14 protein-coding genes are annotated in these 13,811 nt (G+C 43.2%); 12 read left to right on the top strand and 2 right to left on the bottom strand.

Going from position 1 to position 13,811, the window contains the following annotated elements; genetic code table 11:
* The first annotated feature begins 148 nt into the window (after nt 1–148).
* Nucleotides 149–982 carry an N-acetylmuramoyl-L-alanine amidase gene (locus tag ABWY16_RS14010; RefSeq protein WP_353905268.1) on the top strand — a complete coding sequence of 278 codons (834 nt, stop codon included), beginning with the start codon at nt 149–151 and terminating at the stop codon, nt 980–982.
* Nucleotides 983–1,131: 149 nt separating this feature from the next.
* On the top strand, nt 1,132–1,482 hold the full coding sequence (locus ABWY16_RS14005; protein ID WP_353905267.1) for a DUF6249 domain-containing protein: 351 nt from the start codon (nt 1,132–1,134) through the stop codon (nt 1,480–1,482).
* Here ABWY16_RS14005 and ABWY16_RS14000 read toward each other — a convergent pair.
* A complete protein-coding gene (locus ABWY16_RS14000; RefSeq protein ID WP_353905266.1) occupies nt 1,477–1,968 on the bottom strand; it encodes a DinB family protein in 492 nt (163 codons plus the stop codon). The genes ABWY16_RS14005 and ABWY16_RS14000 overlap by 6 nt on opposite strands.
* Nucleotides 1,949–3,163 carry a sensor histidine kinase gene (locus ABWY16_RS13995; protein WP_353905265.1) on the bottom strand — a complete coding sequence of 405 codons (1,215 nt, stop codon included), beginning with the start codon at nt 3,161–3,163 and terminating at the stop codon, nt 1,949–1,951. Before ABWY16_RS13995 ends, ABWY16_RS14000 begins: the two co-directional genes overlap by 20 nt.
* Nucleotides 3,164–3,253: 90 nt before the next feature.
* On the opposite strand from ABWY16_RS13995, the gene gltX reads away from it, so the two are divergent.
* The 10 genes from gltX (at nt 3,254) to ABWY16_RS13945 (ending at nt 13,805) form a co-directional block, all read left to right on the top strand.
* Nucleotides 3,254–4,762, top strand: a complete 1,509-nt coding sequence (gene gltX / locus ABWY16_RS13990) for a glutamate--tRNA ligase (protein WP_353905264.1) — start codon at nt 3,254–3,256, stop codon at nt 4,760–4,762.
* 71 nt (nt 4,763–4,833) lie between these two features.
* A complete protein-coding gene (gene ypfJ, locus ABWY16_RS13985) occupies nt 4,834–5,667 on the top strand; it encodes a KPN_02809 family neutral zinc metallopeptidase (protein WP_353905263.1) in 834 nt (277 codons plus the stop codon).
* Between the two features lie 121 nt (nt 5,668–5,788).
* Nucleotides 5,789–6,913 carry a hybrid sensor histidine kinase/response regulator gene (locus tag ABWY16_RS13980; protein WP_353905262.1) on the top strand — a complete coding sequence of 375 codons (1,125 nt, stop codon included), beginning with the start codon at nt 5,789–5,791 and terminating at the stop codon, nt 6,911–6,913.
* 18 nt (nt 6,914–6,931) lie between these two features.
* Nucleotides 6,932–10,522: a response regulator gene (locus ABWY16_RS13975; protein ID WP_353905261.1), complete on the top strand. Its 3,591-nt coding sequence runs from the start codon at nt 6,932–6,934 to the stop codon at nt 10,520–10,522.
* 23 nt (nt 10,523–10,545) lie between these two features.
* Entirely contained in the window at nt 10,546–10,917 is a 372-nt protein-coding gene (locus ABWY16_RS13970) for a response regulator (RefSeq protein WP_353905260.1), read from the top strand.
* Entirely contained in the window at nt 10,918–11,745 is an 828-nt protein-coding gene (locus ABWY16_RS13965; RefSeq protein ID WP_353905259.1) for a CheR family methyltransferase, read from the top strand. It begins immediately after the preceding gene.
* Nucleotides 11,745–12,308, top strand: a complete 564-nt coding sequence (locus ABWY16_RS13960) for a chemotaxis protein CheB (protein ID WP_353905258.1) — start codon at nt 11,745–11,747, stop codon at nt 12,306–12,308. Before ABWY16_RS13965 ends, ABWY16_RS13960 begins: the two co-directional genes overlap by 1 nt.
* A gap of 12 nt (nt 12,309–12,320) precedes the next feature.
* Entirely contained in the window at nt 12,321–12,689 is a 369-nt protein-coding gene (locus ABWY16_RS13955; protein WP_265788534.1) for a response regulator, read from the top strand.
* Between the two features lie 70 nt (nt 12,690–12,759).
* Nucleotides 12,760–13,341, top strand: coding sequence for an RNA polymerase sigma factor (locus tag ABWY16_RS13950; RefSeq protein ID WP_353905257.1), 582 nt, complete (start codon nt 12,760–12,762; stop codon nt 13,339–13,341).
* The gene (locus ABWY16_RS13945) at nt 13,338–13,805 is read left to right on the top strand and encodes a hypothetical protein (protein ID WP_353905256.1); all 468 of its coding nucleotides are present in this window, start codon (nt 13,338–13,340) and stop codon (nt 13,803–13,805) included. Before ABWY16_RS13950 ends, ABWY16_RS13945 begins: the two co-directional genes overlap by 4 nt.
* Nucleotides 13,806–13,811 lie beyond the last annotated feature (6 nt).

The following is a 13,811-nucleotide window of genomic DNA, read 5'->3' as shown; positions in this document are numbered from 1 at the left end:
AATTAGGAAAAATTACAGGGCATGCATAAAGTTTAGCTATTTGATTGCATTTATGTAAATATTAGTAATTTCACCGCTACAATTATCTGCTCTCCACCCTGCATCAGGGCTTCGATGTAAACAATGAAAAACACATCATATTAAACAAATGAAACAACTCCACAACTGGAAAAACGGCTTACTCCTGAGCATTCCCCTGTTTGCCCTTGCTGCCTGCAGTACCAATAAATATGCTGCAACAAATAAGGTCTACAAGGAACAAGCCAAAGTGTTTGGAAACACGCTGAAAGAAATGCCGCCTTTAACCCAGAATGCGGAGATGGTTGCCCCGGACCAGCAGTTCTTTATCGGATCGGTAAACTTTGGTATCCGTAAGCCTAACTTTGTGATCATTCATCATACAGCACAGACCTCCACGGACCAGACCATCAGAACGTTTACACTTAAATCCACAGGCACCAGTGCACATTATGTCATTGGCAGAGACGGAAAGGTAGTTCATATGGTAAACGATTACCTCCGGGCAAATCATGCGGGTGTAGCCAAATGGGGCAATGAGACAGATCTTAACTCCTGCTCACTGGGTATTGAATTGGATAACAATGGGAACGAGCCTTACAGCGATGAACAGATCAACAGTCTGATCGCTGTTTTAACTACGTTGAAGAAGAAATACAATATTCCGGTACAGGGTTTTATCGGGCATTCTGATATTGCACCAAAACGGAAAATAGATCCAAATAAATTTCCATGGAAAAAACTTGCGGAACAGGGCTTTGGATTATGGTATGATGATGTTTTGCAGATTCCGCCGCCAGAGTTTGATGTAGCTATTGCCTTGCGGATCATCGGATATGATATCAGTAACCTGCCCGCAGCGATTATCGCTTTTAAACGTCACTTTGTACAAACCGATATTACACCTGTGCTGACGCAGACTGATACTATGATTTTGTTTAATCTGTACAGGAAATATATTTAGCAGCTTTTTTGTCCTTAGCCTCCTGAATTTGTTCTGACTTGGGTAAAAAATTATTATGTTTTCTCTGTAACCTGTTTAAAAGTGAAGTAGTCATAGTACCAGAACTGCAGTTTAAACAACAGAATAAGTAACGGTAAAATATAATAAAAATGGAATATTTAGTCCCAATTACCCTTTTCGTAACCGGATTCGCTATGATCTTCGGCATCCGGTATCTGGTGAACAGAGAACGTATGGCATTGATTGAACGGGGGATCAATCCAAATGACGGCCAGTCGGCCCCGAAGCCTTTCCTTAGTTTAAAGATAGGATTGTTACTGGTAGGGCTAGGCCTGGGTTTAGTGGTTGCCTTATTCACAGTGATCGCCACAAAACTTGGTGAGGATGAGGCTGCAGCCATATATTTTGGCTGTGTGCTGATCTTTGGCGGGCTGGGTCTGATCGTATCTTATATTATTGAGAAAAAATGGCTAGACCAGCAGCTGGAGAGCAAATTATAAATATCTCTCCTGGATAATATTGATATGGTGGAGCAAGTGACCCGCTATCGTAAGGATAAGCCTGCGCGCACTGATTTCCTTACCTGAAGCAATCCCTGTCCTGTTAAGTTCGTCCTCATTGATAGAGCGGAACAGGTACAGGTTGGACTTCCTCATCAAATTAAACTCTTCAGCAAAACTCAGCAGGCTGCGGTCGGGGAAATGTGCCTGAAGCACATAGTCATCCTCATCAAAACCCGGCAGGGGGCTCTGCTCAGCACGGATGATGGCTGTTAAGCGGTAAATAAGAATTCTTTCAGTATCAATAATATGTCCGGCCATCTCTTTCAATGTCCATTTGCCTTCTGCATAAGAATAATCAGCCTTATGTTCGATAGAGTTCAGATATTCCGGAAATTCAGTTGCCTGTCTTTCCAGCAGTTCAAGTACATCACCTTTAACAAGTGAAGGGTAATCGGCGTATTGCTTAGGTTGAAGTGGGTTCATAAGTAATGCTGCTTTTTAGGATGATCCTGAAGGTTGTACCTTTTCCGAGCTCTGAATCCTTTACAAATATTTGTCCGCTGTGATAGTTCTCTACGATACGTTTGGTAAGTGATAATCCCAGTCCCCAGCCTCTTTTCCTGGTCGTATAACCCGGCTGGAAGACAGCATCGAACTTAGACCTTGGAATCCCTTTTCCGGTATCCGTAATATCGATAAATACTTCCTCTTTTGCAAGGTGTTCTATAATATTTACGGTAATACTGCCTTCGTTTTCAATGGCATTTGCCGCATTCTTCAGCAGGTTTTCAGTTACCCAGTCGAACAATGGTACATTCAGCAAAGCACGTACCTGATCGTCTCCGGTAATAGTAAAGATGACCTTGTCTGATGTACGCAGCTGAAAGTATTGAATGAAGTTACTAATCACCGTATATACAACATGGTCTTCTAGAACAGGTTTAGAGCCGATTTTCGAGAACCTGTCGGTAATCACTTCAAGTCTCTTGATGTCATTTTCCATCTCTGCGATCAGCGGATCATCTTCTGCGTCAAAGCGAGATTTCATCAGTTCTACCCAGGCCATCAATGAGGAAATAGGCGTTCCCAGCTGGTGGGCTGTTTCTTTGGCCATACCTACCCATACCTGATCCTGTTCAGATCTTCTGGCTGAACTGAAGGCTACATAAGCTGTGAGCAGGAACAAGGCGATTACTGCCAGCTGTATGTAGGGGAAATACCGCAGCTGCGTTAAGATAAAGGAATCCTTATGATAGATATGCCAGATTTTCCCGTCCAGACCGATAATAGGCGTACCCGGATGCTGTATTTTCATTTTCCGTAGTTCCCTTTCAAAATACTGGGGATCATAGGTTTTCCTGTTCTGTTTCTCTACATCATAATTCGTCTTGGTAGAATCAAGTCCCTGGTAAGAGTTGATCAGCCCATCGCCGTCGGTCATGATTACCGGGAGTTTGGTGTTTTTAGTGATCGTTTCTATCACGTCGGTAAAACGGTCGTCATCATACATCACGAGCGATTGCTCCGTTACTTTTACATATAGCTGAAACTGTACCTGCTCTTCGCGCTGCATCTTTTTTACAAAAAAATCACTGTAGATGACAGATGCCGTACCAATTATAATTGCAAAAATTAAGAGGAAGAACTTCCAGCGGCGTTTTTTTTCGTAGGGATTCATAGATTATGCTGGGCAAATTACAAAATACCATTCAAAAAGACATCAATAGAACGGTAAGCGCTTAAAAAATATATCTTTGTGGTTCAGAATATGGAAAAGAAAGTTAGAGTAAGATTTGCCCCCAGCCCTACAGGAGGCCTTCATTTAGGCGGTGTACGCACCGCTTTATTTAATTATTTGTTTGCTAAAAAACATAATGGCACGTTCATTTTACGTGTCGAAGATACAGATCAAACCCGTTTTGTTTCCGGAGCCGAGGAATACATCGAATCCTGCCTGGCCTGGTGTGGTATCCATCCGGACGAAAGCCCGGTGGCGGGGGGCGAATTTGGCCCATACCGTCAGAGTGAGCGTAAACCTTCTTACAGAAAATATGCAGAACAGCTGATTGCCAGCGGCAATGCATACTATGCTTTTGATACCTCTGAAGAACTGGATGCCAAACGTAGGGAAGTTCCTAATTTTTTATACGGACAGACTTCGAGGATGCAGATGAGAAACTCACTTACCCTTTCGGAAGATGAGGTGAGCACGCTTTTAGCGCAGAACACCCCCCATGTGATCAGAATAAAAATCCCCGAAGATGAACATGTTTCTTTTATGGACATGATCCGAGGACATGTAAGTTTTGACACCAACCTTATTGATGATAAAGTGCTTTTAAAGGCTGATGGAATGCCAACCTATCATCTTGCCGTAGTGGTGGATGATAAGGCTATGGAGATCAGTCATATTTTCAGGGGCGAGGAATGGCTGCCTTCGGCGCCGATCCACATTCTGTTATGGAGATACCTGGGATGGGACGATGAAATGCCGCACTGGGTACATTTACCGCTGATACTGAAACCTGATGGCAACGGTAAGCTGAGCAAACGTGACGGAGACCGCTTAGGATTTCCTGTATATGCGCAAAACTGGGCGGACCCGAAAACGGGCGACCTGACCAAAGGTTTCAGGGAACTTGGGTTTATGCCCGGAGCCTTCGTTAATCTGCTCGCTATGCTCGGATGGAACGACGGTACTGATCAGGAGATCTTCACTCTGGCTGAGCTGATTGATAAATTTTCTGTAGACAGGATCAGTAAGGCAGGAGCGAAATTTGATTTTGAGAAGGCCAAATGGTATAACCACGAATGGATCAAACGTGCTGATGCACAAGACCTGCTGGTGACGGTGAAAGATGAGTTTGAGGCAAAAGGAATAACATTGAATGACGATGATTACGCGCTGAAGGTGATCGACCTGATCAAGGACAGATGTAATTTGCTGACTGATTTTATCACGCAGAGCGAATACTTTTTTGCACTGCCTGCGAGCTATGATGTTGCTTCGGTAAAAGGGAAATGGACCGAAGAAAAAGCAACGTATTTTAATGCTTTTGCTGCGGTCCTGACTGATGGCATCTCTGCAGCGGCGATGGAAGAAAAGTTTAAGGAGATGGCAGCAGAACATGCTTTAAAACCTGGCGAACTGATGTTGCCTTTCCGTATTATGCTTGTTGGGGGTAAATTTGGTCCGGCTGTTTTTGATATAGCTTCTACACTGGGAACCGAAGAAACCAGGAAAAGAATTTCAGCAGCACTTATTGCTTTCGGATAAGTTTATAAAATTGAGAGAATTTGGTATAACAATTGACGTTAAAAATTGTTATATCAAATTAAGGACATTTTATGAAATTTTTCGGTAAGAGTAGTGACAATATCGAAGATGCGCGAGGCAGCTCTGGTGGTGGAAAAATGGTTGGCGGCGGCATCGGTATTCTTATCGTTATTGTAGGTATGTTTTTTGGAAAAGACCTTACAGGAGTTGTTTCTCAGCTTCCTGCAGGCAATTCTGAACAGACGGCAGTCAAACAGGGCACACCAGAGGATGCAGGCGGGAAATTCGTTGCTGATGTGCTGGGATCGACTGACCGTGTATGGCAGGCACAATTCGAGGAGATGGGCAAACAGTATGAACAACCCGCCCTTGTATTATTTACTGACGGTCAGGAATCAGGCTGTGGCTACGCAAACTCTGCTGTAGGACCATTCTACTGCCCGGCAGATCATAAAGTTTATATCGACTTACAATTCTATAAAGAGCTTAAAGACCGTTTTGGTGCTGGTGGCGATTTTGCCCAGGCTTATGTAATTGCACATGAGGTAGGACACCATGTACAAAATCTGTTGGGTACTTCAGACAAAATGCAGCAGGCCCGCGGATCGCTCAGCGAAACCGAATACAATAAATTATCAGTAAAACTGGAACTGCAGGCAGATTTTTATGCCGGGCTATGGGCAAATAAGGCAAAGGATATCCAGCTTGAAGAGGGAGATCTTGAAGAAGCGCTGAATGCGGCTAATGCCATAGGTGATGACAAGTTACAAAAACAGGCACAGGGAGAAGTTGTTCCCGATGCATTTACACATGGAACTTCTGCCCAGCGGGTGTACTGGTTTAAGAAGGGATTTGATACGGGAGATATCAGTCAGGGTGATACTTTTAATAGTTCTAAACTTTAATGATTTCCTCAGCAACGCATTTGAAAACAGGTTATTCTATAAAGTTGTATAACTTTAGCCCAAATTTATACAGGCTTAACCAGTCGCAGCTAATGTTGACAGCACCTATTTATTCCAAATAATGATCCTAATAGTAGACGATACACCGGAGAATCTGATTTCTCTTAAAAAAGTTCTCGAAAGACATAATTTTGAAGTCGATACCGCTTCCTCAGGTGAAGAAGCGCTAAAAAAAGTGCTTAAAAATGCTTACGTTTTGATTATTCTGGATGTGCAGATGCCCGGTATGGACGGTTTTGAAGTTGCCGAAGCAATTTCAGGGTATAGCAAAGCAAAAGAAACAGCAATTATATTCTTATCTGCCGCCAATACAGGATTAAACTTTATTACTAAAGGTTATTCTTCTGGGGGGCTCGATTATATCACCAAGCCTGTAGATATGAATATCCTGCTGCTGAAAGTGAAAACCTTTTACAGGATTTATGAGCAGAGCAGAAAACTGATCGAAATACAGGAAGCTTTACTGGAAGAAATAGAGTTCAGAAAGAAAGCCGAAAGAAAGAAAGATGAGTTTATCAGTATTGCCAGCCATGAACTGAAGACGCCGCTAACCAGTGTAAAGGGTTATGTGCAATTGCTCGAAAGAAGTGTAGATAAAGGTGATATCCCCACTGTTAAGCGCCATCTACAAAAAGCACAGCTGCAGTTGGATAAGCTGAATGAATTGATTGCCGATCTGCTCGATATCTCTAAGATAGAAAGCGGGAAACTGAAGTTCAACAAGAAAAGTTTCAACCTCAATATTTTACTTGACAGCATTATCGAAATCATCCACCAGTCAAACCCCGAATTCAGGATTACTAAAACCGGCACTGTTCCGCAGGAGGTCTTTGCAGATGAAATGCGGATTGAGCAGGTGATCGTTAATTTTCTGACGAATGCTATTAAATATGCGCCCGGAACAACTGAAGTGCATATCAATGTGGCAGTTGAGGGCGACCGCGTGATCGTTGCCGTGAAGGATTTTGGAATAGGGATCCATCCTGAACAGCAAAAAAATGTTTTTGACAAATTCTATCGTGTTGAGGAAACAGCTATTCATTTCCAGGGACTGGGTATAGGCCTGTATATTTCTGCAGAAATTATCAGAAGACACGGCGGAACAGTGGGCGTAAACAGTACTTTTGGAGAGGGATCGGAATTTTATTTCAATATCCCCCTCGTTTCAATGACTGAATCAGATTAATAATATATAATTTTTCAAATGCAAAAAACTCTAAAAAATAACCTGCGTATAGGGCTTGGGCTATCTTTATTGTTACTTTTTATCAGCTCTCTTGCTTCTTATATCAGTATCACCAACCTTGTTAAAAGTTCCAGGATGGTTTCGCACAGTAACCAGGTGATCACTAATCTGGAAGAAATCATCTCTACGCTGAAAGATGCGGAAACTGGTCAGCGGGGTTACCTGCTGACTGGCGACAAACTCTTCCTGCAACCCTATACGGGTGCCAAAGCAAGGGCCGTGGTACTTCTGGACAATGTAGAAGCACAAACATCAGACAACCCTTTTCAGCAGCAGAGCATCAAAAAGCTTAAGATGATCGTAGAGAGCAGGCTGAACATCATTGAAAAAACCATTATACTGAAAGGCGCCGGCGGAACTGTAAGTGTGGGCGACCTGCTCACAGGCAAGGAATATATGGACGATGCCCGCAAGGTGATCAAAGCCATGGAGAATGAAGAGAAAACATTGCTGGCCACACGCACAGCTGATCAGAACAAGCTGGCTGGATATACGCCTTCACTGATCATCTTCGCTGCGTTTCTTGCCATCCTCATTACCTTCTTTTTCTATAGAAAAGTATCCTCAGATTTTAATACACGTGTGAAACTGCAGCAGGACCTGCAGGATAAAAACGATGAAATAGACCACCGGATTGAAGTGATCCAGGGAATTGCAGGTCAGATTTCAAGCGGCAATTATCAGATCAGGCTGGATGAAGAAACCAAAGACGGCCTTGGAAGCCTTGCAGGGTCATTAAATGCAATGGCGGAATCGCTGCAGTATTCCTTCTCCTTACTTGCAGATAAAGAGTGGCTGCAAACGGGGATAGCAAGCCTGAACGATAAGATGGTAGGGGAAAAAACTATCAGTACATTGGCAAACGACATACTGGAGAACATCATACAGCATACTGAGGCACAGGTTGCAGCTTTCTACCTTCTTGAGGAAGACCGCCTCCTGCACCTTGCAGGAAGTTACGCGCTGCTGGAAGATCAGAGAAAAGAGGTGCTGAAACCAGGAGAGGGATTAGCCGGACAGGCCGTAAAATCCGGAAAACAAATGCTGCTTAATGATATTCCTGATGACGAAATGACCATCAGCTATGCATCCGGAAATACAAAACCTAAAAATATTGTTGCCCTGCCTATTTTGAGGGACCGCGCAGTCGTAGGTGTGATAGAATTAGGCTCACTGAATGTATTCACGCCTTTACAGCTGGATTTTCTGAACGGAATAGCTAATAATATCGGGGTATCTGTTCATGTATCACAAAACCGTAAAAGATTGCAGGACTTCCTCGAAGAAACTCAGGCACAGGCTGAGGAACTGCAGGCGCAGCACAGCGAGCTTGAAGGACTGAACTCAGAACTGGAAGCACAAACACAGAAAATACAGACTTCAGAAGAAGAACTGCGTGTACAGCAGGAAGAATTGCTGCAGAGTAATCAGGAACTGGAGGAAAGAACAACACTGCTTGAAGAAAAAAACCAGCTGATCCAGGAACATAACCTGGAAATCCAGCGGAAGTCGGAACAACTTGAGCAAAGCACAAAATACAAATCGGAATTCCTGGCTAATATGTCGCACGAGCTGCGTACCCCGTTGAACTCCATTTTGCTGCTTTCTAAGCTCATGTCTGACAATAAAGAACTTGACCCGGAGTATATCGAATACGCAGAGGTAATCCAGAGTTCAGGGCAGGGTCTGCTGGGACTGATCGATGAAATCCTTGATCTTTCCAAGATTGAAGCGGGCAAAATGAAGCTTGAACTGGCGGAGGTAGGTTTAAATGAGGTTTCTACAGATATGAGATCTCTTTTCAACCCTATTGCTAAAAACAAGAACCTGGAGCTGATTATTGAGATGGATACAGACATGCCATCTATCCAGACTGATAAAATGCGCCTGGAGCAGATCCTAAAGAACCTGCTTTCCAATGCCATCAAGTTTACTGCTAAAGGTAGTGTCAAATTATATGTAAAGAATGATCAGGAGGCTGGGAACGTCATATTCAGTGTGACTGATACAGGAATTGGTATCGCTGCTAACAAACAGGCACTGGTATTTGAAGCTTTTCAGCAGGCAGACGGATCTACCAGAAGGAGATTTGGCGGTACCGGACTGGGATTGTCGATCAGCAGGGAACTGGCCAAGTTACTTGGTGGAGAAATTGACCTGAAGAGCAAGGAATACGAGGGCAGTACTTTCACCCTTACGCTGCCTGTGCTGCGTAAAGAAGCCGAGAATGAAATCAACTTCCCTGCTAGTCAGGAACAAAATACCGGCACAAACTTACCGGAGAGGCCGATTATACTGCATGAACGCTTTACAGTAGACCATATCCCTCAGGAGGTAGAAGATGACAGAAATAACATTCAGCCGGATGACAAAGTGATCCTGATCATCGAAGATGATACACCTTTTGCAAAAACGCTGCTGAACTTTACCCGTAAAAGGAATTATAAAGGTGTGGTGGCAGTTAGAGGCGATATCGGAATTGAACTGGCCAATTACTATAAGCCGGTGGCTATTCTGCTGGATATACAGCTACCCATAAAAGACGGATGGCAGGTGATGGAAGAATTAAAGGCTAATCCTGCAACACGCCCTATCCCTGTTCATATCATGTCCTCCCTGGAAGTTAAAAAAGAGAGTTTATTAATGGGCGCAGTAGATTTTATCAATAAACCCTTTGCGCTGGAGCATATGCAGCAGATCTTCCAGAAACTGGAAACTGCGCTGAGCCGTCATCCAAAAAAGGTACTTATTGTCGAAGAAAATGAGCAGCATGCAAAGGCGCTCAGTTATTTCCTCAGCAATTACAATATACAGACCCAAGTCGTAAACAATGTTTCTGAAAGTGTGGATGCACTGCACAAGAAGGAAGTAGATTGTGTGATCCTGGATATGGGGGTGCCCGACAAGAACGCCTATCTCACTCTCGAAACTATCAAAAAGAGTGATGGCCTGGAGAATCTTCCGATCATTATTTTTACCGGTAAAAACCTGTCCAAAGGAGAAGAACAGCGCATCAAGCAGTATGCAGACTCTATCGTGGTAAAAACCGCGCACTCTTACCAGCGGATCCTGGATGAGGCCGCACTCTTCCTTCATCTGGTGGAAGAAAAGACGATAGAAACCCAAAACGTTAAAAAAACCGAAGGTTTGAGAGGCCTGTATGAAGTGCTGGCCAATAAAACTGTGCTGATCGCAGATGATGACGTTAGGAATATCTTTTCTCTTACCAAAGCACTGGAGCAGCATAAGATGAAAGTACTGGCTGCCACAGATGGTAAAGAAGCCTTACAGGTACTTAAAGATAACCCGACGGTAGACGTGGTCCTGATGGATATGATGATGCCTGAAATGGACGGATATGAAAGCACGAAAGAGATCAGAAAAATACCTGCGTTCAAACATTTACCTGTGCTGGCTGTTACTGCGAAGGCAATGATGGGAGACCGTGAAAAATGTATCGCCGCGGGAGCATCAGACTATATCTCTAAACCTGTGGATGTAGACCAGCTCATTTCTTTATTACGTGTATGGTTATATGATAAAGTTTAAAAATTTACCATGTTTTAATGTATATGGAGACTAGGAAAAAAGTATTGATTATTGATGATGACAACAGGAATATTTTTGCTTTAACTGCGGTACTGAAATCAAAGGGATACCAGTGCCTCTCTGCTATCGGCGGAGAGGAAGGGCTGCAGTTAATGGAAGAACAAAAAGATATTGCCGTTGTACTGATGGATATGATGATGCCGGGAATGGATGGCTATGAAGCCATTGCGAAAATGAGTCAGGATCCGGAGCTGAAAAGTATTCCTGTAATTGCAGTTACTGCACAGGCAATGCTGGGGGACAGAGAGCGCTGCTTAAATGCGGGTGCTGTAGGGTATGTTTCTAAACCTATTAATGTAGACAGTTTGACGGACTTACTCGTAAAATACATATAAATGAATCTTGAATTACCTTCAATCACCGATGACCAGGTGGAGATCCTGCTTGCAGATCTTCTGGAACATTACGGCTACGATTTTACAGGCTATTCAAAGGCATCTATCAAACGGAGGATCCTGCGTTTATATTCACTGGATAAAGCGCTGAGTTTTGCAGAATTCCGCTACAGAATAAACAATGACACATTTTATTTCAAAAGATTTGTAGAGCAGATTACGGTAAATGTAACAGAGATGTTCAGGGACCCTGTTTTTTTTAAAACGCTGAGGGATGTGGTGCTGCCAAAACTGGGCACGTATCCTTTTATCAGGATCTGGCTGGCAGGCTGTTCAACAGGAGAAGAAGCCTATTCCATCTCTATTATTCTGAAGGAGCTTAACCTGCTGCACAAGTCTTTAATTTATGCAACAGATCTTAATCCTATTGTGCTGGAGAAAGCTTCGCAGGGAATGTTTGCGATGAGCCAAATGAAGCAGTATTCAGAAAACTATATCTTATCAGGAGGTACCCAGGAATTCTCCACTTACTATACCGCAAATTATTCTCTGGCAAAGTTTAACGATGATCTGAAAAGCAAGCTGATTTTTTCTACTCACAATCTTGTTTCTGATCATTCTTTTAACGAATTTCAGCTGATCCTTTGCAGGAATGTATTGATTTATTTTGACAGGGATTTACAGCATAAGGTGCTGAGACTTTTTGACGACAGTCTGGAAGGGCTGGGTTACCTGGCACTGGGCTCAAAAGAAACGCTGGATTTTTCACCTATCTCTCCGAATTATAAACGTATTCCTGCTGAAAAAATCTGGAGAAAAGTAAGCTGATGGGAAAATGTGACGCATTAATTATTGGAGGCTCCGCAGGGAGTTTGGATGTGCTGCTGAAGGTACTGCCCCTGCTTAGCCCTGCCCTGAGCTTTCCCATAGTTATTGTGATCCACCGGAAACATGGCACAGATTCTCTTCTACCGGAGTTGCTGTCAGGCCGAACAAAGCTGATTGTGAAGGAAATTGATGAGAAGGAGCCGATTATTGCAGGAAGAGTTTACATTGCTCCTTCGGATTACCATACGCTGATTGAGCAGGACCATACCTTTTCCCTGGATTATTCCGAAAAAATTAACTACTCCCGGCCTGCCATAGATGCAACTTTCCAGACAGCGGCTGAAGTTTACAGGGAAAAATTAGTATGTTTATTGCTTTCCGGCTCAAATGCGGATGGGGTAAACGGGTTGAAAAGTGTCAATGTCTGGGGCGGCATCGCAATGATTCAGGACCCTGCCACAGCACAGGTCGCTTATATGCCCGAACAAGCTGCCCTAAATGCTAAAATTGATTACACTTTGCGCATTGAAGATATGGCAGAATTCATAAATTTGTTGTCTTAATTTTATATATAAATGGCTGAGCAAAAAAAGGTTTTCATTTTTGATGACAACACAGATATTCTTGAACTCTGTACCTTCATTCTTGAGGATGCTGGTTATGAAATCAAAACCTCCTCTACATCAAATAATATTATCGATCAGGTTTCGGCTTACATACCAGACATTATCTTCATGGATAACTGGTTGCCAGACATCGGTGGTATTGAAGCCACCAGGGAGCTGAAAGGCCATGAAACGCTCAAGAATATCCCTGTAATCTATTTCTCTGCGAATAACGATGTGATGCTGCTTGCGGATCAGGCCGGCGCAGACGGATATTTGTCGAAACCTTTCGATATACAGGAACTGGAGAATATCATTTTAAAACATCTGCCTGCTTAAGGAAGATGTCTTGTCAGTAAAATTAAAATTGCTGTAACCTCTTCGCAATCTGTGGCGTCTCAGTATACAGATGCAGCAGCAAGAAACAGATTTAGCTTTAATTACAAAAGTGCTGAATGGCGATACCGCGGTTTATTCCGATCTGGTGAAACGTCATCAGCGGTTTGTATTTACGCTCGCACTGCGCTTCACCAAAAACAGGGAAGATGCAGAAGAGGTAGCGCAAGACTGTTTCGTTAAGGCCTACCGGGCCCTGGGCACTTTTAAGCAGACGTCTAAATTTTCTACATGGCTGTATTCCATCACCTATACATCTGCAATGACCGCCTTGCGGAAAAAGAAATTGATTACACAATCACTGGATGATGATGAGCAAACTATTCAACTCCCGGATCCGGGCACTGAGGGAAAATCAGACAGCGTAGAAAAGAAATCTGCACACGTTTACCTGAACCGGGCAATCGACAGTTTATCTGCAGATGATGCTGCGATCATTACCCTGTTTTACAAAGGAGAGCAAAGCCTGGAAGAAATCGGGGCTGCGCTCTACATGGAAACCAATACCGTAAAGGTTAAGCTGCACAGGGCAAGGCTCAAACTCAAAGAAAAATTACAATATTTGTTAAAGGATGAAGTTAAAGAATTGATATGAAAACTATAGAAGAACAGATATGGGATTATATTGATGGCAATGGCGGATCCGCCCAGCGATCAGAAACAGCGCGTAAAATCGCTTCTGAAGAAGAATATCAAAGCGTTTATCGGGAATTGCTTAGCCTGCAGCAACAATTTAAGGACATCAGCATTGATGAACCTTCTATGTCTTTCAGCCGCAACGTGATGGAAATTATCAATATGGAACCTGCACCCGTTTCCCTGAAAACGAAAACAGACAAAAGAATTATCCTCGGTCTTGCAGCGTTATTTATCCTGGCAATTGGAACTATACTGGCTTTTGCGATAGCAAACAGTCATATGAGCGCCCCAAAATTCAGCGTTGATATAAATCTGAGCCAATACCTCAGTCCTACGCTGATCAAGACCTTCGTATTTGCCGATATTGTTCTGGCTATGCTTTACGCCGATAGTTTGTTCCGGAGGAAAAAAATGTTTTAAGAATAA

Source organism: Pedobacter sp., assembly GCF_040513095.1.
In the GTDB taxonomy this organism is placed as follows: Bacteria; Bacteroidota; Bacteroidia; order Sphingobacteriales; family Sphingobacteriaceae; genus Pedobacter.
This window is presented reverse-complemented; position numbering and strand designations above follow the sequence as displayed.

What these genes read in the sequence shown, in the direction of transcription:
- ypfJ (WP_353905263.1), top strand. Translation starts at nt 4,834, where the DNA reads ATGAAATTTTTCGGTAAGAGTAGTGACAATATCGAAGATGCGCGAGGC.
- ABWY16_RS13995 (WP_353905265.1), bottom strand. Translation starts at nt 3,163, where the DNA reads ATGAATCCCTACGAAAAAAAACGCCGCTGGAAGTTCTTCCTCTTAATT.
- ABWY16_RS14010 (WP_353905268.1), top strand. Translation starts at nt 149, where the DNA reads ATGAAACAACTCCACAACTGGAAAAACGGCTTACTCCTGAGCATTCCC.
- ABWY16_RS13980 (WP_353905262.1), top strand. Translation starts at nt 5,789, where the DNA reads ATGATCCTAATAGTAGACGATACACCGGAGAATCTGATTTCTCTTAAA.
- ABWY16_RS13975 (WP_353905261.1), top strand. Translation starts at nt 6,932, where the DNA reads ATGCAAAAAACTCTAAAAAATAACCTGCGTATAGGGCTTGGGCTATCT.
- ABWY16_RS13945 (WP_353905256.1), top strand. Translation starts at nt 13,338, where the DNA reads ATGAAAACTATAGAAGAACAGATATGGGATTATATTGATGGCAATGGC.
- ABWY16_RS13960 (WP_353905258.1), top strand. Translation starts at nt 11,745, where the DNA reads ATGGGAAAATGTGACGCATTAATTATTGGAGGCTCCGCAGGGAGTTTG.
- ABWY16_RS14000 (WP_353905266.1), bottom strand. Translation starts at nt 1,968, where the DNA reads ATGAACCCACTTCAACCTAAGCAATACGCCGATTACCCTTCACTTGTT.
- ABWY16_RS13970 (WP_353905260.1), top strand. Translation starts at nt 10,546, where the DNA reads ATGGAGACTAGGAAAAAAGTATTGATTATTGATGATGACAACAGGAAT.
- ABWY16_RS13965 (WP_353905259.1), top strand. Translation starts at nt 10,918, where the DNA reads ATGAATCTTGAATTACCTTCAATCACCGATGACCAGGTGGAGATCCTG.
- ABWY16_RS13950 (WP_353905257.1), top strand. Translation starts at nt 12,760, where the DNA reads ATGCAGCAGCAAGAAACAGATTTAGCTTTAATTACAAAAGTGCTGAAT.
- gltX (WP_353905264.1), top strand. Translation starts at nt 3,254, where the DNA reads ATGGAAAAGAAAGTTAGAGTAAGATTTGCCCCCAGCCCTACAGGAGGC.
- ABWY16_RS14005 (WP_353905267.1), top strand. Translation starts at nt 1,132, where the DNA reads ATGGAATATTTAGTCCCAATTACCCTTTTCGTAACCGGATTCGCTATG.
- ABWY16_RS13955 (WP_265788534.1), top strand. Translation starts at nt 12,321, where the DNA reads ATGGCTGAGCAAAAAAAGGTTTTCATTTTTGATGACAACACAGATATT.